Genomic DNA, 21,551 nt, shown 5'->3' with positions numbered 1-21,551 from the left:
CGATAAGAGTAGCTGTGTTTCCTTTGATATTCATAACCTTATGAAGAATCCATGATAGGATAAGCGATGTTGAAATCGTGCAGATAATTATAGGAAGTGACTGTTTTCCGGTCTGAAGAACGACCGAAAGATTCATACCAAATCCAAGGAGGACAACAGCCGCCTGCAGAATTATCTTTGATGTAAACTTTATTCCATCAGCCGCCTTCCCCTTGTCATTCCAGAACAGGGCTATTATCATGCCCAGAATGATTGCAATCACCGCTCCGCCAACGACAGGGAAGCGCTTTCCCAGGAGCCATGAAGGAACTGCAATAGTGAAGCATACTATTACTCCCATGTAATTCTTTTTCAAAAAATCCATCTCAAGACCTCTCTCTCTTTTTAATCTGTTCTTTCGCAGGTCTTATTCTATTCTGTCTTTTGAAAAAGATAAAATTATATATTATTATGTATCCATAAATATTTTTTATCGTTATGGAGGACTGATTATGCTGGATTTCAGGATAGATACTTTTCTCTGTGTTTGCAGGCACCTCAATTTCACCAAGGCGGCTAAGGAGCTGAATATTACTCAGCCCGCTGTTTCTCAGCACATACATCATCTTGAAAATGAATACGGGACAAAGCTGTTTACTCAGGATGGAAAAAAACTTTTTCTAACTGACAACGGAAAACTCCTGTATAAAAAAATGAATCAGATAAAAAATGATGATGAAAGTCTCAAAGAAATACTTTCACAGAATAGCCATGGCTTAAAAGACATCTCTTTTGGTGTCACCATGACCATAGGAGAATACATAATTGCTGATCCGATCAGTGATTACATAAAAAATCACCCGGATACTAATCTTAAGATTACATTTGGCAACACATCAGAGCTTCTTAAAAAACTCTCCGAGGGTGTTATAGATTTTGCACTTGTAGAAGGATATTTTCCTGAAAATGATTATGAAACGCTGCTTTTTAGCAAAGAAGAGTTCGTTCCTGTCTGTTCGGCAAAGCATTCTTTCACTCAGAAGCCGCGCGTGATAAAAGATCTCTTTCCCGAGCGAATTCTTATAAGAGAACCCGGTTCAGGAACGCGCAATATATTAGAAAGAGCTCTTGCCCTGAACAATTACTCCACAAGTGATTTTAGGAATTTTATCCAGGTGGAGAACATGCATGCCATAATAAGCCTTATTGAAAAAGACTGTGGCATCACCTTTTTATATAAAGCAGCGGTTGCATCCGGACTGCAGTCCGGATATCTGAAAACAATCCCCCTTGACGACTTTAGGGTAAAACATGATTTTACCTTCATCTGGCCAAAAGATACTGTTTTCAGTGAAGAGATCCGTGCAATATGTGAGGAAATCCTACCGGTGGCATAAACATTTTAGTAAAATGAATAACGATAAGCATACCTATTCTTAAAAAAGCATGCAATCAATGTGATGATTGCGATTCCTCCCTGCTTTAAAATAGCACATTTACTGACGCTCTTTCCATAAATCTTTCAACATGGTCGTCAGAATCATCCGCCTCTTCTGCTGCTTTATACAACAGAGCATAAGGAACTCATAAATTTAATACACGACCACTCCCATCACTGCAGCAATGCAAATCAGTACAATGGGAGATATCCCTGATTTCGTTATTTTTCTGGAACCAAAGTAAACAGCAGCCAGAACAGAGCACACTACTACTGCTTTTAAATCAGGAGCAAGTCTTGTTCCCTTAATGACAGTGTTTTGCAAGATCATACTGATACCCATAGACAGGATTATACCCATGATACATGGTTTTAATCCCCTAAGCACAGCTTCTGCATAAGGATTTTTTAACAGTCCCTTGAGTAGAATCATTAAAAGTACAATAATTACAAACGCAGGAAGGACAACTGAAAATGTTGCTATCAAAGCACCGGGGATCCCTGCTGTCATGCTACCTACATATGTAGCCATGTTTACCATAATCGGTCCGGGGGTGCTTTCGCTTACCGCAATCATATAAGCGAGTTTTTCATCATCAAGCCATCCATAATGTAATACCACATCCCTTATAAGTGGTATTGCTGCATAAGCTCCACCAAAAGAAAAAAGTCCAACTTTTAAAAATCCAAGGAAGAGATCAATATATATCATATAATTCGTCCCTCCCCTTTTATTTTAATCCTGACGCAAAATATTATAAGACTGCATAGACCTGCTGCAATCATTAAAGATATTGATGATATCTTTATGGAAAAAAGATTTACTGCCATCATAATAAGAAAAACCGTTATTAATACAAGCAGCTGGAATGGTTTCTTTGCCATTTTCCTTATCATCTTAAGAGCTGCGTCCAATATCAGTATACCTACTGCTATCTTTATTCCTTTAAATGCGCTGGCTATCCATGCTATTTCAAGAAAACTGTCAAGAAACATCGAAATCAGATAGATGATAATAAATGACGGAATGATTACTCCTACTGTGGCTGCGACTGCTCCAACTAACCCACGCTTTTTATATCCCACGTAAGTAGCACAGTTTATCGCTATCGGACCAGGTGTTGATTCAGCTATGACTGTAATATCCATCATCTCATCATGGCTGATCCACTTTTTCTTTTCCACGCAGATATCCTGTATCAGCGAGATCATGGCATAGCCACCACCAAAAGTAAATAGTCCGATTCTGAAAAATGTGCAAAAAAGTTCAATGACCACAATGACCTCCGCAGTGATGGTCCTCATCATGATGATCACCACATGTATGTTCTTCCCCATGATGATTACACTTAACTTCCGGATTATAATCCAGTGTCCCGTCAAGGAATGCCTTTACTGCTTCGTCTGCGTTTCCTGATACTCCACCATACAGTTTAATTCCGGCTTCACCAAGTGCTGCCTGGGCTCCACCGCCAATTCCTCCGCAGATAAGTGTATCAACCTTACCTCCCATAAGGAAACCGGCAAGAGCACCATGTCCCTGGCCGTTTGTATCTACAATCTCTTCATTTACAATCTTTCCATCTTCCACGTCATAAACCTTGAACTTCTCTGTATGACCAAAATGCTGGAAAATCTCTCCATTATCATATGTTACTGCTATTCTCATGCCGTTTTCTCCTTTTTCTCTTATGTTCTTAAAGTTCTCGCTCTGCATAATATTAAATTTGACATTGCCGCCCGAAATTGTAAGGCTCCGCCCTTCTACCAGCATCTCAGCAATCTTTTTTCGTGCACTCTCATACATTGCTGTTACAGTTGTCCTGGCAACTCCCATTTCTCTGGCGCACTGTTCCTGGGTCATTCCTTCCCTATCCAACAAGCGCATTGTTTCAAACTCATCAAAGGTTAGCTGTATAGCGTCTCCTTCAATGTTCTCTGACGGACAAAAACCAAACTGTCCGGGAAGACCTGCTATTTTTCTGCATTTCGTAATTTTAGGCATAGTTCGTCCTTTCTGACATATGTCAGAATATATGTTATCAGTGATATTGACATATGTCAATAATCACGCGTATTATAAATAAACAAAAAAAGAAGCCTAAACCACATTCAGTTCAGACTTCTTTAGCAATATAATATTCAAATTGAACTAATTGCGCGCCAATTTATAAAAAACGTCTGTGAAACTGAACTATTGTCAAATTTCACAGACGCTCTACGTTCCTATTTACAGTAAAACTCTACAAGCTTGTCAGTTACTGTACTCCGCTCTCTTATCAACATTATTAACTATATCATAGATAAGTTCTCCGTTACGGGACGCGATTATAAGCTGATCATGATCCAACTCATTTACAAGATAAATGTAAACATCCATATCATGAAGCTTGTAAACCTGATAGTATAAGTCACAGGCTTCGCACATACTGTCAGTCATATAACTCCATGAATCTTTATATGTTGGATCAGATTCAATAAGCTTAAGCAACTCATCAAGGCCGTTATACCACATAGTAATAACGATGCCATCATCCTTTTCCTCAAATACATAACCACCTTCATCCGGTGTGGATGAATTCAAAGCTGCTTTTGTAGCTTTTATAAGCTCTTCCCTGGTCATACTCTCAGGATCCTTGTTCATAAGTTCCGAGAGGTCTTCTGTTTCTTCGGTAACGCTACCCTCCTCAGGGACTGAAACACTTTCTTCAATGGTACTTGATGTAGCATATACATTCGCGAGTTTTACATTCTTTACCTTCCCTACATCAGAGGATGAACTACCGGATTTATACGTCCATGTGTACTCATAAACGGCACGCATATAAACTTCACTTCTACCAAACTCTGCACCTAATGTAAGATAAATCTTTTCGCCGTTCTCTTTACCTTCTTCAAGATTAGAATAAATTGTTGATTTTGACCAAAAATTCGGATTTACACCGCCCTTGTCCCAAATATAGTCCGTATGGCCATTATTTTTTCCTGTAACCTCTTCATCACTAAAGTAAAATTCGCTTACATCATCGATAGAGCCACTATACTCAAGAGTCATAACTCTTTCATCTGACGAAAAGCCTGCATCCACCTCCGGTACCTCATTGGCTGATGCATCACGAATGGTATACTCGTATCCAATGCTAATTTCTTCCCCTGCATTATAGGTTTTCGATGGTGCATCAAACTTTAAGTCTAAATCTGTAACACTGCCATCATAGGCAGATGTAATATTAACTCTACACGACCAACTATCATCAGTCGCTTGAAATCCGTTATTTTGAAGATTCCAGCCATTACCCATGCTGCTTTTATAATCACTATATGGTCCCAGCGATGTTTGATTTGTTAACTCCCAATGACCACTCGCTGCCTTTACTTCCATTGGTTTCAGTGATTTCTCTGAAACACTTCCACCTGCTACGGTTAAAGAAAGCGTCATGGCAGCGGCAAGCATACCGGTTAATAATTTCCTCAACGTCCTAGCATTCGTCATATTCTTTCCCTCCTTTAACATGAAGTGTCCCTATACAAAAAAGGCTTTTATATTACGGCTTTCAGAATCAATCATCAAATTTGTCTTATTTGCATTTTATCCTATTTATTTGATTTATTCCAAGTAAACTGCTATGAAAAGTGTATAAAATTTCTATATATGCCATTTTTGTACTTTTGGTATTTGCTTATATAACCTCCAGTATGAGACTATAAATTTGCGCTATCTTTAGAGTTATTTCATACATCTTTTAATAAATTTTTTTATTGTTATTACGGCTATTTGCTATACTAAAATTGATATAGTGTGTACAACATTGATAGTTAAAAACCATTACTCATTTTTCTCAAAGTATAGAAATGTAATCGCTTACAGAAAGGTGTGGAAAATGATAAACCTGAAAAACGCAAAAAAATCCATGTATCTGCTGACAGCGATTGTTCTATTATCAACATCATTATCGGGATGTATGGACTCATCCAATCAATCCACAAAATCAGACCCAATACCAAACGAGGAGCCAGATGTATCCCGTTTCATAGTTGCTGTTGAAGAAGAACCGGACACTGTGGATTTCCAGTGTACGTCAATTCACTATACGGTTGCCCAGAATGTCTTTGACCGTCTTGTTGAAATGGTAAACAATTCCCACGGCAGTGCTGTGGTCCTGCCCTCTTTGGCGAAATCATGGGAAGTGTCCGATGACGGCATGACCTATACTTTTCATTTACGCGAAGGCGTGACCTTCAGCAACGGATCACCTCTGACAGCTTCTGATGTGCTGTATACTTTTTCAAGGCTGCTAACCCACCCCGATTCCTGTAACCAGGATATTGTCGACATAATCGCAGGTGCTGACAAGCTGCAATCCGGAGAAACAGATCAACTGGAAGGATTTAAGATCCTGGGAGATCTTGATTTTTCCATTACTTTGTCGGAACCGTTTGCAGCTTTTTTACCGTGCCTCTCCATGCCCGGAGCATCCATTATGGATGAGGAAACGACCACCGAGGCTGGCGATCGTTTCGGAGCGGATCCTGAATGGACTATCGGAACCGGCTCTTTTATTCTGTGGAAATGGTCTAAGGGAGAAGGAATGCTGCTGAAAGCAAACAAAAATTGTTGGAACGGGGCACCAAAATGTGAGGGGCTGGATCTTAGATTCCTATTAGATGAAAAAGAAATGGAAGCATTATTTGAAAAAGGAGAACTGGATGTTCTTGATTTGGACAAAATTGGTGACGATGCAGATAAATACCTGAATGATGATTCATATAAGAGTAGATTACTACGCGCGCATCCTGTAGGTATTACCTACATTGTACTCAATGAATCTGTAGAACCTTTAAACGATGTATCCGTGAGAAAAGCACTTCAACTGGCACTGGACAGAGAAGAACTAATGGATATCAGCTTAAAAGGCAGAGCTATACTTGAACAGGGTATATTCCCGCATGGTCTTAATGGATATAATGAGGATCTTCCTGAAATATCCTATGATCCGGATTCAGCAGAAAAGCTCTTGGCAGAAGCAGGCTACAAAGATGGTTTTGAAATGACAATCAGCGTCAAAAATACCGCTTACCCATGGGAAAAGGCTATGATGCAAGATGTCGCAGCTATGTGGTCAAAGATTGGTGTTAAAGCAACCGTCGAGATTATCGATGAAGCCGAATGGATGAAACTGCGAAAGAGCGGAAAGCTTGCCTGCTACGAAGCGACCTGGATAGCGGATTATAACGATCCGGATAATTTTATCTATACATTTTTCGGAAGTAAGGAAAATACGACCTTCCGGAGCCTGTGCTACCCACGCGAGGATATTATGAAACGGGTTCGTGATGCCCGCGGCATAATAAATAAGGATGAACGTATCAAGGAATACAGGGACTTAGAGCAAACGATCATCCAGGATGATGCCGCATGGATACCGCTATTTTCGCGCCTCCGCTATTATGTGCAAGGGGAACGGGCAAATGGCCTAAAAGCCTCCTGGAACGGATCGATAAAAAATAATTATCGGAATATGTCAATAAAATAGCAGTCAAATACTCAACGGTTACACTACTTAAAGATAAACATCAAAAATGACCGCACAGCTCGGGATAGTTGACGGTCATTTTTGATCAATAACTATTAATGGGACTGACCGCTATCGGCAGTACCTTTAATAAAATCATAACATATCTATAGCATATTTCAACGCGAATAATTAAAAAGGAATTCACTCAACTTTTATCATTTCAAAGTGTCTTTCCTCCAGATTTGGAACAACTTCCGGATTTACCGGGTTGGGCTGATAAGCATCTATGAATAACTTAATCTGATCCCCGCTTATTTCAAAGTACCATGAATAATACATTGGAACGGATCTGTCATCAATGGCAGTAGCTGAAAGATTTTCCGAATCCCATTCGATGGTATCTCTGTTGTATCCTCCAGGTATATAATTTATTACAGGCACTCCGCCCTCATATATTTTGACATATAGTGATGTATCTTCTTCAGTGGTTTGGTCACCATTTACAGCAAACAATGTTTTAACATATTTTCCTTCATATTTACCAGCAAGTCTTTCTGTACTACCACTGGGAACAATATCATATGAATTCTTCATGATATCATTCAGTTCTTTTTCCATCTCACCAACAACTTTTTCCGGATTGTTTTCTTCGCTGACCACATCTGTGGAGACCTCGATTTTATCAAGTTCGTCATCAGTTAGTTCATTAAGCTCTTTAAGAAGACCGCCTTCATCACCCTCAGAAATCTGACCTGATTCATCTGAAGAAGAAAACAGTTGTGGCATTATTTTCTTTATCGTGTCTTCGGTAAAGCCTACATTTTTCAGTCTATTAAAGGCTTCCTCCTTCTCCCTATCTGTTTTTGGACTTCCGTATATATCCGCTATACCTATCCTTACATTTCCCTTTTCATCAACAGTTACTGCTCCGCCCAGAAGCTTTTTTTGTGCAACAAGCTCATATGCGCTTTTTCCAAGATAGCTCAGATTGGAATATGTTTCCCATTTTTTCTGATCTGTTGCTCCTTCCCTGACCATTTTTAACATATCATTGAATTTGAATCCCACAAGGGACTTTGCCATATTTGCGCCACCAAGTATCGATCCTATCACACCATACTTATTTTGCATTTCCTGCGCTTTCAAACTGATGCTGTTATTTTCCCCTAGTATCAGCATTGCACCCGTGTCGGCAACATCCAAAAGTGCATCCACCCCATCAAAAGCAGCTCCACCAACCTCCAAAAGGCCAACTGAACTACCTGCTGTGGCAACTGTTGCAACAACGGCCGCTACCTTGCCTGCTGTCTGAAGGACCTTTGCCGTCTTTACAATGTTATCCCAGGTGGCAGCCTCCTTTTCAGCCTGTTCACCCTCATATATTCCTTTCATGATTCCCTGTGCTGTCTGAAGAGCCTTATATGCCTTTTTGCAGTCCTCCTTATCAGCTCCATTAAGGCCCATCATATTTGCAATATTTTTAAGCTTCTGTCCGTTCTTTCCCTCATCATAGGCTTTTGTGATCATTGTTGCCCAGGCTTTGGCATCGAGTTTACTGTCATTCTCTGCTGCATAAACCTTTATGAAAAGCATATCTTTTATGTCATTGACAACGCTGTCTTTTACCGCTGCATATAAATTTCCGTCTTTATCTTCCTTGATGATCATGGCCTGAGTTCCCTGATACTCAGGAAGCTCCTCTGCCTGTTCAAGAAGCTCTGCCATACCTTCTGCTTTACTTGCAACCACATCTGTAATTCTCCATGCTTCAATGCAGCTATCAAGAACAGCCAGCTTTTCATCATCGCTGAGACTTTCATCTGCAGCTGCTCGGGACAGCTTTTCCGTCCATATGAGTGCATTGGCATGACAAGCTACAGCCAGGGTTGTCGCATTCATTGTAAGGATCTGGTCTGCCGTAAGCTTAGGTATCTCCACCTCTGTTATACTGACAATATCCAGATTATCCGAAGCCTCTTCTGTATTTGCAATTGGGTCGGTTTTTTCAGCATTGTCAGAGTCACTTGTTTCATCATCATCTGTCAGTAAGGATTGATTATCGTTTTTATCATTATTTGATTCCGTTACAGCATTATTGTCTTTTGGTGATTCAGGCTGAGTGTTTCCACATCCTGAAATCATGTTAAACGTCAATGTCAGGCAAATAAAAATACTACATAATCTCTTTATCATGAATACGCCCTCCTTTTTACAGTATGTTTTAAAAAAACCTTCTCATATGAGCACATTCATGCCCTTTCCGGAATACGCTCTGTAATATAATTAAGAACAAATTCAAAGTCTTCATCAGATGCATAAATATGATTCTGCATCAGCCCTTTTCAGTATAAGTAAACGGTTCTTCCCAAATTACGGAATCGTCATGTGCATCCATAACTGTGCACAGACCGGAAAATTTAGTCACAGGGAAAATGGGTGTTTCAACATCCATACGCTGCAGTTCTTCAAAATATGCAGGTGTATATAGAGCGCCTATGGTTCCCGGCTGAATAACAGAGCTTCCGATATAGTAGTGATCGTCCTCTCTGATCTCCTGACCGCTTATTGTCTTTATCCGAATCGTCACCTTAACAGAACGCTCAGAACTATTCTCTATTCCAAAGCCCGGTCCTATCGGATCCAGAAGATAGCCAAAACTCTGCACTCTTACACCATTTTGATCATACAAACCATAGTGCCGATTGTAGTATCCGTTCAGCGAGGGATGCTGCTCCAGGGATGCTTTGGTTGTATTAACTGTCAAAAAGCCCGAACGGAACACTTCCTCCCCTGATGAAGCTTCAAGTGCCGAAAGTTCGATTGTGAATACTCCCGGAGTCTCAACGCCAAGCTTTTTCATATATGAACTTCCGAGATCCATTTCGAGCCTTATATCCTTTTTTTCTCCATTCGCTATCGTATCATCCAGATTTGCAGGAACAGATATACCATTTACCGCAAAAGAAATGCACTGAATTGTAAGGTTCCTTCCGGAATTGTTTTTCACTTCGAATATCAGCGCATCACGCAAAACTCTGTCGTTTGTGAGTTTAGTAGCTTTAACGCTAAGTCCGCTTTCTTCCCATATAGTCTGTGTTTTGACTTTGGCACCATTGTAAGGTTTAGGTCTATCCTTATACTCCACAAACCATACAATCACACCTATAACAAAGCATATGGTAAGAGCTGCTCCCACCACGAGAGCTAATAATTTCGCATAAAAACCCAAGGTCTGTTTAATGACCTTAGACGGGCTTATCTGTTCCGAATCTGTACTGTCATCAGGTGCAACAGCACGTACCATTTGGGAAACGGATTTTCCACAATGAGGACAAATCGAGGCTCCCTCTTTAATCTGTTTTCCACAATTCGTACAAAACATGTGCGTATCTCCTATGAAAAACTGACATCTTATATCTGACAATTCAAATATTACAAGTAACAAATTCTCAAAATATTCTTATTAAAAGCAAATAATCACTCTTTTATTATTTCACAAACAACAAATCAAAAAACTTGCCAATCAGTCTTTTCAATGACAAATTATTTTGGCAAGTTTATTTGTTTTTTTGTTATAATATTTATGTATAAGTGAATTTAACAAAAACTTGGGGGATTGTATTTTAATATGTTTTCCGAACGTTTAAAACAGATGATGGTTATAACAGGAGCGAGCAACAAACAGATTGCTGATTTCTCAGGTTTGGATGCATCGTCGCTTAGCAGGCTTTGTGGCGGCAAAAGAATCCCGCCGAAGGCATCACCTACAATAAATAAAATTACCAGTGGCATCTATCTGTACATGGAAGGTATCGATAAACTCGAAGATCTAAAAAAACTCATCAGCGTATCTTCTGACGCCCAACCGGATTCCATAAAAGAAGCTATGATCAATTGGTTATACGAAGGACAGGCATTGCCTTCTACGACCAACATCAAAAAAACACGCCGTACCGAAAAGCATAAAACCAACCCTCTCAGTTTTGGACTACGTCTGGATTCTGCAATGAAACTGGCAGATTATTCAAATATTCAGTTCAGTCATCTCGTTAATGTGGATGCGTCTCTGATCAGCCGCTTCCGCACGGGTGTACGCACTCCCAGTTCCAATCCTGTTATTGCCAGAAGACTCTCCATGGTTCTTTGGGAGCGCCTCTTCAGTATGCAGAAAATCGATTTGCTTGCTGCACTCATGAATATATCTATAAAAGATCTTAATGAAGAGATTTTCCATCAATGGCTCTGTGATTTTGACAACCTGTATAGTAATGAATCATTGGCTGCAGAACGGCTTTCTGAAAGTTTTGATTCTTTTTCAGTTGATAATAGAATGAAACTTCCGGATATTGATGAAGCTGCAACGGAAAAAATCTTAAATGATACCAGGAGCCTTTACGATGGCTATGAAGGGCTGCGTGCTGCAGTTTTGCGCTTTCTGGGGAATGCTGCTAAAAATGCGCCCAAAGAATTACTTTTATATTCGGATCAGGATATGGAATGGATGATCGAGGATCCGGATTTCCGATTAAAATGGGCTTCACTTATGTTTGCATGTGTCAAAAATGGTACAAAAATCCGCATCATCCATAATATTGAGCGAAATATTGATGAGATGAATGCTGCCATCATTTCCTGGCTGCCTCTCTATATGACTGGCATGATTGAATCTTATTATCATACAGAACCCGGAAACAGCCGTTTTTCATTCACGTTGTTTCTAAATCCCGGACAGGCATGCATAAGAGCAAGTCACGTTATCGGGCAGGAATCTGCAGGCCACTACCATTTTCTGACTGCTCAGGAAGACCTTGATGAATGCCTTGAAACGTTTCAATCGTTGATGAAACAGTGCAAGCCTCTTATGAAAAAAGTTGGAAAACAGGACCGCATAAAACTGCCATCCATCTCAGGTAATGTCATCTCTATCAGACCCACACTTTCCATCGCAACTATGCCCAAGGAGTTAGTTGATGAATTTGAAAGTCTTTCTCTTTCATCAGAATGGAAAGAGCGTAAAGAGAGGTTTGAAGAAATAATTGAAACAAACACCTGTTGCGAATGTATCCATCTTATCGAAAGTGATTCATTTAATAGCTCTCCTGTCTCTGTGCAGGCGTTTCAAAATGAGTCATCTCTGCATTATACTAAGGATCAGTACTTGGCCCATATCAGACACCTTGAAGCCATAACTGAAGCTAATCCAAACTATAAACTGATACCTCTTCCGGCCACGGCATTTGCAAACATGGAACTTTTAATATGTGATAAAGCTGTACAAATTACCCATACCTGCCACCCTTTTATCACCATCGAATTTACACACCCATTAATGTGCCATTCATTTATAGAGTACACAAACAGGATTATCAATCAGTATAAGGTTGACAGAAAATCTCTGCTAAAAATGTTAAAAACTAAATATTAAATCCCTAAAATATCATATTTCAAATGCCATTTCGAAACCGGATCTGACTGATTGCCAGAGCGTCCCGCCGACATTGGAACAGTCTCCGATAACATAGGTTTTAGGGATGATATTTTTTAACTCATCCACTACAGCAGTGTTTTTTCTCTGGCCAAACAGTTTTTTCAAGGGCTTTTAGTCTCTTTTCATTTATTGCATAGCCATTCAGCTGCCACCAATTGATGGATCACACCCCATTCCCGTGGTTAATCATTGTTTTAGGATCGAATAACTTCAAAATTATTTTTCCAATCTCTTCATCTGCAGTAAGATCATAAACCATTCTATAACAATCAAGTGCCTGATCATTGTCGCCACAATCTGCCGCTTCTTCTGCTGCTTTATACAACAGGGCAAGTGTTACCGGACTTGCTTCAGTAGGAATTTCATTATCCTTAAGAATCTTCTGGATTTTATTTATGTCTTTTTCCACAATATTCTTACCAATAGCTTTTTTTAGAAATTCAAGTTCTGCATCCGCCTGCTGGGATTCCTCGAAGTATTTGCTATATAGATAACATGCTGCAGAAACCTCCGGTTTATATTTTTCCAGATAATACCAGCCAAGATTTCTATAATATGCCGCAAGCTCTGCTCTGGTACAGCAATAATTATATGATTCGATTGTATATGAATACTCACCCTCTATATCCCCGAGTTGTTTACAGCAAAGTATAATTCCAAGAATCGCTTCCATATCCACAGGATTCTCGAAGTGTGCACTGAGCCATTCCTGCTGAGAATCAGAATAATTACCTGCAAGCAGAAGCTCTTTTGCCTTCTCCTTATGTGGTGTCAAAGTATCGTCGACGGATATCTCATATTCATCATCACCAAGACAGTAGTATTCATATAAAAAAACTTCTGAAATATGCCTGAGGCAAACATCCTTTTTACTCATATTCCATTATCTTTCCAATACAATCCGCAAGTGCTTCTGCCGCTATACGGTGCCCTTCCGGATCCGGATGAAGTCTTGCACCTACATGTATTCCTGTGCAATCCGGGAGTCTCAGATATGTAACGTTATCACCATTTTCCGTATTATATGTTCCAATGATGTCACGGATATGCTCTTCCATCTCATTTCCAAGCATTCCATATGCCCAGATGATTACTGAATCGGGATTACTTTCCCTTACAGATTTAAGAAAATCGATTCCGCAGGTTTTAAACTTCTGCAGAAATTCATCCTCACTCCATTTGTCCAGTTTCATCGCACTGCTGTCATTCGTTCCGAGGTTAATGATGACGGCATCTTTTTTATTACCGGTAAAATCCCAGCTATCCATGCACCCCAGCTTTTTGGCATCCTCAGATATCTGCGCAGCGCATACATAAGGATATACCTTCGGAAGTGAGCATTCGGTACTGCCATCCCAGGAAGCAAACAATCCCTGACCGCTCTGACTTAAAATACTGTAATCCGCATCAAGCATTTTTGCAGTCATATATGCATAGCTGTTAACGCTGTCAAACACTGTGGGTATCCATTCTTCACGTGAAAGAGCATACGCTCCCTCACCTGATGTAATACTGTCCCCCACAAATTCAAGGCTGTACTTTCTCTTCTTCACAGGAAGGAATTCCCCATCCGTATCGAATGAGAATACTTTTATTACAGAAGCACACTCCTCCATCATGGACTGTGTGCTTCTCGCAATCCTGACATTGGTCTCATGGGACTTATCAAAGCCTCTCATTAACTGATATCTGTGTCTGCCCTCCAAAAGAGGAAAATGCATTATACGCGCATCATCAACAAAAACATCTATCCACAATTCAAGCGTCCCAAAAGTAGACTCTATATCCGCATACAGATATCCGGCACTGACATTTACTTCTATTCCGCTTCCGGTCCAGAACAGTGCAATTCCGTCATCTGTAGAAGAGCATCTTCCCCATATACGCTTATTTTCTATTTCCGATAATCTATATTCCATCACAGATTCTCCTCGTTAAATACATTTTGCATTATGTTTCTCAAATGCACTCTTGATGATGAGTCCTGCACCAAACACTATCGGAACAAATACAAGAAGGATATCTGTAAGTGATGAGTATGCAAAGTAAAGCTCTGTTCCAAGAACAAGTGCTACAACAAGCAGACAAAGCGACATTACAAAGCATCCCCATGTAAATCTGTTTTTATTTACTACAACTGCTATTGCTGAAATAATAAGAAGTACCAGAACTATTGCAGATGTGCTTACTCTGCCGATTCGATAGAATCCAAATGATGATACACGCACCATTTTGAACAGCATGAATAAGCCAATGATAACCAGCACCCATCCAACATTTCTTTTTGTCATACGTTTTTCCTCCAAAATAATAAAATTCCCCTGAGGATCAATTATATCATACCTTAATCACAATTAATGATATTTCTTAAGCAAAATAGCTCCAAAGACCATACACTGCGAGGAATATCAGTATCGCCGGAAGTACTATCTTAAAATACCATTTGAGACCAAGGCTCATCTTAATTCCAACGCCACTGTTAACCTCTTCGATATAGTTATCGAATCCCCATCCATACTTACAGGTACAGAACAGACAGCAGATAAGTGATCCTATGGGAAGGAGAAGATTACTTACTATAAAGTCCTCAAGGTCCATGATCACATTGCCGGCTTTAAGCGGCTGAAAAGCGCTCCATACATTAAATCCAAGTGCGCACGGAATTGACCCCACTGTGATCATAATACCTGCAAAAAGCGCAGCCTTTTTTCTATCCAGTCCAAAGAGGTCTATTGAAAAGCTTACATCATTTTCAAATACTCCGATCATTGTGGACAGAGCTGCAAAATACATGAAAAGGAAGAAAAGACTTCCGATAATCCTGCCGCCCTTCATCGCTGAAAATACGTTAGGCAGAGTAAGGAATATAAGGCTTGGCCCATTGTCAGGAGCTACGTTGAAGGCAAAACATGCAGGAATTGTTATAAGACCTGCAACTATGGCAACAAAGGTATCAAGCCCTGCCACCAGAATCGCTTCTCCAACAAGGCTTCTCTCTTTTTTGATATAGCTTCCGAAAATCTCCATACCGCCGATTCCGAGACTCAGGGTAAAGAAGCTCTGATTAAGCGCACCGTAAAGTACATTACCAACACCGACTTTTCTGACATTATCCATGTTTGGCATGAGGTAAAACTTAACGCCCTCTACTGAATTTGGCAGAGTAAGTGACCTTATCCCAAGACCGATCATAATCAGAATAAGCATGATCATCATTATCTTGGTTATTCTCTCAACGCCCTTCTGAAGTCCCATGGATGTAACTGCAACTGTTATCAGCATTGTAATTCCCATGAAAAGGATAAGTGTTTTTGGGCTGCTCATCATTTCGCCATATATCTCCGCGATGTTCTTCGGGCTTTTCCCCATGAATTCGCCCTTAACAGCCAGAACAAAATACCTTAGTATCCATCCGGAAACCACAGAGTAAAACATTAATAGTATATAGTTACCTGCAATTGCAAAATATCCGTAGATATGCCACTTACTGCCTTTTGGCTCCAGCTTTTTAAACGCTGAAAGGACACTTAATCGGCTCGACCTTCCGATTGCATACTCCATAGTAAGGATCGGAACCCCCAGAATTAGAAGAAAAAGTACATAAATAAGTACAAAGAAGCCTCCCCCATTTTCACCTACCATATACGGAAATCGCCATACGTTACCGATTCCTATTGCACATCCTGCAGAAAGCAGAATAAATCCCAGTCTGCTCCCAATTGATTCTCTCTCTTTCACAACACAACTCCCTAATTATTTTATTTTTTGCTATACGCAGAAAAAAAGCACCAGTGTGCTGAGTACCTCCTTCAGCACACTGGTGCAAGAATTCAACCATATTATGGTATATCAAAAACTAAATTTAGGCAATATGGTTTCAGGGTTTATCTGCTTATGATAAATCGGTAAACAAACTGAAAACATCAACGATTTTGCCATGGCACAATTTTAATTACCGCTGTTTCTGCATAAATAATCGGATCTGAATGCATAAAAAACAGTGTGCCTCTGGTAGGAGAATACAGTGTTTCCATCACAGTCCCGTCGTACGGATTGATGATTTCGGCAAGTGGCGTTCCCTCGTCAATATGTTCACCAACTTTTACAAGCGGTTCAAACATGCCTGACTTAGCCGTGCGGACACTGATAAGCTCCTTATCACTTATTATTATTGAGGGATGATCACCATGCTCATGGTACTTCACAAATCCCAGTTCTTTACAAAAACGAAGTATCGAGAGCACTGCCTGACCGGCACTCTTTTTATCAATCCTGCTTGTTGTAGATGTATAAAGGCTGTAGGCCTTCGTATTCCAAACCTGCCAATTATAGTTCAGGGTTGCAGTGTCATATGGCCTGACTGTTCTTTTTACCACATAAGGAAGTCCGAATTTCATTGCTGTGGAGACATCCGAATACCCCTCATCCATCATCCTTACGTGAGGCATAAATTCTCCGGGCATGTAAAATGATGTAAACTGTATGCCGTACTTATAATCTTTTATTCCGGAAAAGATGCCATCGGCAATTCTCTGAGTAGTCTCCCCGAGGTCATAACCGGGGAACATCCTGTTTATGTCAGTATTATCAATAGTCCAGAATCTCTTCTGGGTATTCATGGAATATGGGTTGCAGCACGGTATGATCAGTATTTTGACATTTGGAGTGATGCGCCCTTCTTCCTCAAGCTGCCTGAATTTCTTAACAAGCTGGGAGCAGCAGTATAATTGCTGGACTTCATTACCCCTCATGCTTCCTACAATGCAGAGTGACTTTTTGCCCTTTCCAAATTCAAAGCCTGTTATTCTGAAGCTGTCTCTGTACAGCCCTTTAATCTCGTATATTGTCTTCTTTTTCATACAGCCATGACTTCCTTCTTCAGTAGTCTGCCGATGAGTGATCCTTCATCAACAATCGGGTATTCCCTTATTGTAAACAGTATTCCATCCACGGGACTTTCAATATTCTGTAAAATCTTCCCTGAAAGCGGATCGATTATTCTTCCTATTCTGTCTCCTTTTTCCAGCGTCTCCCAATGCGTCACATCAGGAATAAACAGTCCCCCGGCTGCAGCATTGATAAAACAGACATCTTCAGCATTTTCAGAAACAATAGGTTTTCTTGGTGTCTTCGTCTCTCCGGTCCATATCCCCATGGAATGCATTAGATTGAAAATTCCATCCACAAGCTGATCCCCATAGGTTTTTGTTATCCGCATTCCAACACCCATCTCGACAACAAGGCACGGTGTTCCTGTACTGTTTAGGCTATACGCAAACGTGGACTCAAGTACTGTACTGGATTCATGTACCCAGATAAAATCAACATTACAACTCTCTGCAAGCGGAATAAGTTCGTCTTTATTTAGCCGGTTTATCCTTATCTGCGGAATCTCCGTCAGGTAAATATTGCTTGCATGAATATCCAGGACCATATCTGAACCGGATACATCCTTTAAAATATTTGCAGCAAGTAATTCTGTCATATTACCTTCGGCATTCCCGGGAAATATCCTGTTCATATCAAGGTCAAAAGCCGGAATCCCGCGGGTTATGGAGTCTATTCCCAACGGATTCATTGCAGGATAGATATCAACTATGCCCTTTAGACACTCCTTGTTTTCTTCTATACGCCTCGCCAGTTCAAAGCATACATACTGGCCTTCAAGCTCATCTCCGTGTATACCGGTAACTATACTGATTCGCTTTTTATTATTTCCGGAACCATCGGGAATTATGCGCCTTTTCTTTATCCTTAATACCTCATCAACAGGTAGTGCTATCTCTGCTACTGTCTTTATCATCAGAACAACGCTCCTCTGCTTATAATGCTCTGTGCGTGACTTATCTCAGAAACATTCACATAAATATCCTGAGACTGCTGACCGCCGCCATGCATAATTCCACGATTGATCTGGCACTCGGTAGCATCCCTGCCACAGCCAATCTTTATGTGTGAATCCTGCACAAGAATATTATTAGTCGGATCAAAACCATACCATTTTCCATCATCTGCAACTTCAACCCATGCGTGGGACTCTCCTTCTCCTATGATGAGCCCGGTTACATATCTGGCTGCACATCCGGACAGATTAAGTAGCGAGATCATGATATGAGAATAATCCTGACATACTCCATGACCAATGGAAAAAGCTTCCTCTGCCCCTGTATCAACCCCGGTACATCCCTTTTCATAAACAAGGTATCCGTGGATTTTTTCCATTATCTGTTTTGCCTTCTCCAAAGGTTTCATCTCATCAAAAGAAGACGTAGCAGCCCTTATGGATTGCATATACTCCCTCAGCTTTTCTCCGGGAACAGTAAGTCCATGACTATGCCTGTATATCATCTCTTCCGTTTCAGTTGTCACAGATTCATAGCTCGCACATCCGCACTCTGCGTCGCCTGTAATATGGTACTTGAAGTAAGAATGCGGTATCTCATTGCTGCCAAATATATATCTGTTTCCATGGGAATCCATGGCCCATTCTGCTTTTGTCTCAGGTATCATATCGATTTTTATGTTCGATATTTTCTGCCTGTCATTATCCTTCGGGATGCACTTTATTGTGTAACAGCACCACGAAACATCATCGGAATAACGGATTTCCATGCAATAATCAAAATGTAGTTTTTTCATGAAATCACATCCTTAGCCTTTATGCAATCAACGCTTCCAGCATCTTTATCACGCCATAATAGTCTACTTCCTGTGCTTCAACAGCCTTGCGGATTTCCTCAAGCTTGTCCTTTTTCACGTCCATACCACTCTTCTCAATCCTGGGAATCATGCGGTTTGCCTCTCTGATAAGCTTGTCTCTTCCAAGACCAAGCCTTGCGTAAAGATCAAATCTTTCAATCCTTTTACCTGACTTGATTATGTTTCTTATATGATCATCGTCCAGCTTATCATCTATCATTCCCCAGAATGCAAGGATGTCATCTATCACCAGCTGCAGTTCTATAAGCGGAGCATCGCTTAGTTTTGCCTTGTTCATCTCATAGATTGCCAGCTGGATATAAGAAAGCGATTCAGAACCGATACTCTCCCTCAACACGATGGCATTATCATAAGCCCTGATAAGATTACTGATTATTGAATCCGGATTGCTTTCATCAAAGGGATAAGATTTCATGAAGTCCTGCTTATCCTTGTAAATATCCGGTATGTCAATCATCTGGCAAAAGTCATGATAACTGTCGCGGATCTCATCAATCATGGTGTCATAGCTCTTGAAATAGCACCGCACCAGTGTGTACACGCGCTCAGCGTATCTTCCCAGCCAGTATAGTCTGTTTGTCTGTTCTACTGAGATAATACCCATGTATCCTTAAAACCTCCTCCCTGCGAAGAATTAACTATGAATGAATCGGGATTCCTTGAAAAACGCGTAAGCCCACTCTTCCATACAAGTGGTTCATCAGCCATCAGCACAAATGCCCTGAGGTCTGCTTTTCTTGGAACCATATCATCACCTTCAAGAATATCCAGATCCTGAAAGTCGATGACTTCCTGTGCTATAAATCTTCTTGGCTCTGCCTTAAGAAGATTTATGAAACTCTCCTTCTGCTCCTTTGACATTGAGTTGCCAAATACTACTCCATAACCGCCTGCTTCAGCCACATCTTTTAGTACCAGGTTGTCAAACTTATCAAGCACATATTTCATATCATCCTCATAGAAGGGCAGATATGTCGGTGCATTATTAAGAATTGGCTCTTCTCCCAGGTAATAACTGATCATTTTCGGAACAAAATAGTAAATTCCCTTATCATCAGCTATTCCGTTGCCGGGTGCGTTTATCAGAGCAACATTACCTTTTCTGAAGACATCATATATATGCGGAATACCTATAACCGATTCGGGGTTGAAGGTCATGGGATCAAGGTATTCATCTGAGATTCTTCTGTAAACAGCCCCGACTCTTTCATGCTTTCCATCTGCTGTGATAAAGTACAGCTTGTCATTTTCCACTATGAGTTCCGAACCATTGGCAAGATGTGCTCCTGTCTGCTCTGCCAGGTATGAATGCTCAAAATATGCTGCATTGTATCTTCCCGGTGTAAGGATAACCGTGTGTCCTCCCACATTGACGTTATCCATGGTTCTTCTCAGAAGCTTTGCATAATTTCTGTTATCCTCCAGCCTTACATCATTGAATGTTCCCGGTGAGCTCCGCCTGCAAAGTTCTCTTGCTATCATGGGATATGAGGCACCTGACGGAACACGCAGGTTGTCCTCCAATATATACCACTGTCCGTCCTTTCCCTTTACAAGGTCAATTCCGGATATATGAGAATAGATTCCCTTTACGGGGCTTACTCCCTCGCACTCCACCATATAACCGCTGGACGCAAAGATAAAATCCTCCGGCACTACACCGTCTCTGACTATCTTCTTTTCACTGTATATGTCCTTAAGAAAAAGATTCAGCGCTGTAACTCGCTGTTTTAGCCCTTTTTCAAGGTATTCAAATTCGTCATGCTCAATAATCCTTGGTATGGCATCAAAAGGAAACAGCTGCTCCTTAAACTCATTGTTTTTATAGATTCCGAATTTCACTCCATACCTGGCCAACAGAGCGTTGACATCATCTGTATGCTTTAGCAGATTAACATTGTTCATAGGCTGATTCCTCTTCCTCTTTGATGTTTTCCAACTCTTCCATCTTTTTCATATACCTGTAATTCAGGGCCAGTCCCAGAATGATTCCTATTAAAGTATCCAGCGATCTGTTTATCACGAATATGAATGGGTTTTCATCCATAAAGTGGTTTACAACTATACTCAGAAAAACAACACATGAAAAATATGATGCTTTCTTCTGCTTTATAACAACAGTCGTATAGATTATGGGTATCAGCGCCAGCGAAATGATGCAGTAATGAAGGAAGCTGTCACCAAGTGTAGGAATTTTCTGTTTTAGAAGAATATAGGCAAGTCCATAGGCTGCACCTATACCGGTTCCTACAGTTCGCTGCAGTGCATTACCCACCGTGTTTTTAGTCTGATTTTGTATACACCATAATACAGCCAGTGCCGAATAAAACGGCGTCCCCTGCTTACCCCTTATGAAATAAATCGCAAAACAGATAAGCACCCCAAGTGCTGATTTTATAATCCGCATACC

At 40.5% G+C, this 21,551-nt stretch carries 20 protein-coding genes; 3 read left to right on the top strand and 17 right to left on the bottom strand.

Translation table 11 applies throughout. From position 1 onward, the window contains the following. The coding region (locus G602_RS0113575) for a putative sulfate exporter family transporter (RefSeq protein ID WP_026659514.1) at window positions 1-364 on the bottom strand (364 nt) is incomplete at its 3' end. A 127-nt stretch (window positions 365-491) separates the two neighbouring features. On the opposite strand from G602_RS0113575, the gene G602_RS0113570 reads away from it, so the two are divergent. Next, a complete protein-coding gene (locus G602_RS0113570; RefSeq protein WP_026659513.1) occupies window positions 492-1,376 on the top strand; it encodes a LysR family transcriptional regulator in 885 nt (294 codons plus the stop codon). Between the two features lie 195 nt (window positions 1,377-1,571). Here G602_RS0113570 and G602_RS0113565 read toward each other — a convergent pair whose 3' ends face one another. The 4 genes from G602_RS0113565 to G602_RS0113550 form a co-directional block, all read right to left on the bottom strand. Beyond that, window positions 1,572-2,129 carry a chromate transporter gene (locus G602_RS0113565; protein WP_026659512.1) on the bottom strand — a complete coding sequence of 186 codons (558 nt, stop codon included), beginning with the start codon at window positions 2,127-2,129 and terminating at the stop codon, window positions 1,572-1,574. Continuing rightward, the gene (locus tag G602_RS0113560) at window positions 2,126-2,695 is read right to left on the bottom strand and encodes a chromate transporter (protein WP_242835613.1); all 570 of its coding nucleotides are present in this window, start codon (window positions 2,693-2,695) and stop codon (window positions 2,126-2,128) included. Before G602_RS0113560 ends, G602_RS0113565 begins: the two co-directional genes overlap by 4 nt. Beyond that, window positions 2,685-3,422, bottom strand: a complete 738-nt coding sequence (locus G602_RS0113555) for a NifB/NifX family molybdenum-iron cluster-binding protein (RefSeq protein ID WP_026659509.1) — start codon at window positions 3,420-3,422, stop codon at window positions 2,685-2,687. Before G602_RS0113555 ends, G602_RS0113560 begins: the two co-directional genes overlap by 11 nt. Before the next feature lie 249 nt (window positions 3,423-3,671). Next, window positions 3,672-4,910, bottom strand: a complete 1,239-nt coding sequence (locus G602_RS0113550; RefSeq protein ID WP_026659508.1) for a hypothetical protein — start codon at window positions 4,908-4,910, stop codon at window positions 3,672-3,674. Window positions 4,911-5,298: 388 nt separating this feature from the next. On the opposite strand from G602_RS0113550, the gene G602_RS0113545 reads away from it, so the two are divergent. Further along, window positions 5,299-6,951, top strand: coding sequence for an ABC transporter substrate-binding protein (locus G602_RS0113545; protein ID WP_044932110.1), 1,653 nt, complete (start codon window positions 5,299-5,301; stop codon window positions 6,949-6,951). Between the two features lie 183 nt (window positions 6,952-7,134). Here the strand turns inward: G602_RS0113545 and G602_RS0113540 are convergent, their stop codons facing one another. Together G602_RS0113540 and G602_RS0113530 are read right to left on the bottom strand one after the other, a co-directional pair. Next, window positions 7,135-9,126: a hypothetical protein gene (locus G602_RS0113540; RefSeq protein ID WP_026659506.1), complete on the bottom strand. Its 1,992-nt coding sequence runs from the start codon at window positions 9,124-9,126 to the stop codon at window positions 7,135-7,137. Between the two features lie 139 nt (window positions 9,127-9,265). Further along, window positions 9,266-10,315 (bottom strand): zinc ribbon domain-containing protein, encoded by a 1,050-nt coding sequence (locus tag G602_RS0113530; protein ID WP_026659505.1) that lies wholly within the window; start codon window positions 10,313-10,315, stop codon window positions 9,266-9,268. A 246-nt stretch (window positions 10,316-10,561) separates the two neighbouring features. Between G602_RS0113530 and G602_RS0113525 the strand changes: the two genes are divergently transcribed. Beyond that, the gene (locus G602_RS0113525; RefSeq protein WP_026659503.1) at window positions 10,562-12,358 is read left to right on the top strand and encodes a hypothetical protein; all 1,797 of its coding nucleotides are present in this window, start codon (window positions 10,562-10,564) and stop codon (window positions 12,356-12,358) included. 226 nt (window positions 12,359-12,584) lie between these two features. Here the strand turns inward: G602_RS0113525 and G602_RS0113515 are convergent, their stop codons facing one another. The 10 genes from G602_RS0113515 to G602_RS26625 form a co-directional block, all read right to left on the bottom strand. Continuing rightward, entirely contained in the window at window positions 12,585-13,298 is a 714-nt protein-coding gene (locus G602_RS0113515) for a hypothetical protein (RefSeq protein WP_026659502.1), read from the bottom strand. Then, the gene (locus G602_RS0113510) at window positions 13,291-14,340 is read right to left on the bottom strand and encodes an SGNH/GDSL hydrolase family protein (protein ID WP_026659501.1); all 1,050 of its coding nucleotides are present in this window, start codon (window positions 14,338-14,340) and stop codon (window positions 13,291-13,293) included. Before G602_RS0113510 ends, G602_RS0113515 begins: the two co-directional genes overlap by 8 nt. 15 nt (window positions 14,341-14,355) lie before the next feature. Then, a complete protein-coding gene (locus G602_RS0113505) occupies window positions 14,356-14,712 on the bottom strand; it encodes a hypothetical protein (protein WP_026659500.1) in 357 nt (118 codons plus the stop codon). A 76-nt stretch (window positions 14,713-14,788) separates the two neighbouring features. Beyond that, the gene (locus tag G602_RS0113500) at window positions 14,789-16,159 is read right to left on the bottom strand and encodes a sodium-dependent transporter (protein WP_026659499.1); all 1,371 of its coding nucleotides are present in this window, start codon (window positions 16,157-16,159) and stop codon (window positions 14,789-14,791) included. Window positions 16,160-16,344: 185 nt separating this feature from the next. Then, window positions 16,345-17,280 (bottom strand): M14 family metallopeptidase, encoded by a 936-nt coding sequence (locus G602_RS0113495; RefSeq protein WP_026659497.1) that lies wholly within the window; start codon window positions 17,278-17,280, stop codon window positions 16,345-16,347. Then, a complete protein-coding gene (locus G602_RS0113490; RefSeq protein ID WP_026659496.1) occupies window positions 17,277-18,224 on the bottom strand; it encodes a M14 family metallopeptidase in 948 nt (315 codons plus the stop codon). The genes G602_RS0113495 and G602_RS0113490 overlap by 4 nt, the downstream gene beginning before the upstream one ends. Continuing rightward, the gene (locus G602_RS26630) at window positions 18,224-19,060 is read right to left on the bottom strand and encodes a transglutaminase-like domain-containing protein (RefSeq protein WP_044932108.1); all 837 of its coding nucleotides are present in this window, start codon (window positions 19,058-19,060) and stop codon (window positions 18,224-18,226) included. Before G602_RS26630 ends, G602_RS0113490 begins: the two co-directional genes overlap by 1 nt. A gap of 19 nt (window positions 19,061-19,079) precedes the next feature. Then, a complete protein-coding gene (locus tag G602_RS0113480) occupies window positions 19,080-19,745 on the bottom strand; it encodes an alpha-E domain-containing protein (protein WP_026659494.1) in 666 nt (221 codons plus the stop codon). After that, window positions 19,727-21,046 carry a circularly permuted type 2 ATP-grasp protein gene (locus G602_RS0113475; RefSeq protein ID WP_026659493.1) on the bottom strand — a complete coding sequence of 440 codons (1,320 nt, stop codon included), beginning with the start codon at window positions 21,044-21,046 and terminating at the stop codon, window positions 19,727-19,729. The genes G602_RS0113480 and G602_RS0113475 overlap by 19 nt, the downstream gene beginning before the upstream one ends. Beyond that, a complete protein-coding gene (locus tag G602_RS26625; protein WP_155829890.1) occupies window positions 21,033-21,548 on the bottom strand; it encodes an FUSC family protein in 516 nt (171 codons plus the stop codon). Before G602_RS26625 ends, G602_RS0113475 begins: the two co-directional genes overlap by 14 nt. Window positions 21,549-21,551: the final 3 nt, after the last annotated feature.

The organism is Butyrivibrio sp. AC2005, from assembly GCF_000424145.1.
GTDB lineage: Bacteria > Bacillota > Clostridia > Lachnospirales > Lachnospiraceae > Butyrivibrio.
This window is presented reverse-complemented; position numbering and strand designations above follow the sequence as displayed.

Coding starts and splice junctions, on each gene's coding strand:
- G602_RS0113570 (WP_026659513.1), top strand. CDS start 492: ATGCTGGATTTCAGGATAGATACTTTTCTCTGTGTTTGCAGGCACCTC.
- G602_RS0113565 (WP_026659512.1), bottom strand. CDS start 2,129: ATGATATATATTGATCTCTTCCTTGGATTTTTAAAAGTTGGACTTTTT.
- G602_RS0113555 (WP_026659509.1), bottom strand. CDS start 3,422: ATGCCTAAAATTACGAAATGCAGAAAAATAGCAGGTCTTCCCGGACAG.
- G602_RS0113550 (WP_026659508.1), bottom strand. CDS start 4,910: ATGACGAATGCTAGGACGTTGAGGAAATTATTAACCGGTATGCTTGCC.
- G602_RS0113545 (WP_044932110.1), top strand. CDS start 5,299: ATGATAAACCTGAAAAACGCAAAAAAATCCATGTATCTGCTGACAGCG.
- G602_RS0113540 (WP_026659506.1), bottom strand. CDS start 9,126: ATGATAAAGAGATTATGTAGTATTTTTATTTGCCTGACATTGACGTTT.
- G602_RS0113530 (WP_026659505.1), bottom strand. CDS start 10,315: ATGTTTTGTACGAATTGTGGAAAACAGATTAAAGAGGGAGCCTCGATT.
- G602_RS0113525 (WP_026659503.1), top strand. CDS start 10,562: ATGTTTTCCGAACGTTTAAAACAGATGATGGTTATAACAGGAGCGAGC.
- G602_RS0113515 (WP_026659502.1), bottom strand. CDS start 13,298: ATGAGTAAAAAGGATGTTTGCCTCAGGCATATTTCAGAAGTTTTTTTA.
- G602_RS0113510 (WP_026659501.1), bottom strand. CDS start 14,340: ATGGAATATAGATTATCGGAAATAGAAAATAAGCGTATATGGGGAAGA.
- G602_RS0113505 (WP_026659500.1), bottom strand. CDS start 14,712: ATGACAAAAAGAAATGTTGGATGGGTGCTGGTTATCATTGGCTTATTC.
- G602_RS0113495 (WP_026659497.1), bottom strand. CDS start 17,280: ATGAAAAAGAAGACAATATACGAGATTAAAGGGCTGTACAGAGACAGC.
- G602_RS0113490 (WP_026659496.1), bottom strand. CDS start 18,224: ATGATAAAGACAGTAGCAGAGATAGCACTACCTGTTGATGAGGTATTA.
- G602_RS26630 (WP_044932108.1), bottom strand. CDS start 19,060: ATGAAAAAACTACATTTTGATTATTGCATGGAAATCCGTTATTCCGAT.
- G602_RS0113480 (WP_026659494.1), bottom strand. CDS start 19,745: ATGGGTATTATCTCAGTAGAACAGACAAACAGACTATACTGGCTGGGA.
- G602_RS0113475 (WP_026659493.1), bottom strand. CDS start 21,046: ATGAACAATGTTAATCTGCTAAAGCATACAGATGATGTCAACGCTCTG.
- G602_RS26625 (WP_155829890.1), bottom strand. CDS start 21,548: ATGCGGATTATAAAATCAGCACTTGGGGTGCTTATCTGTTTTGCGATT.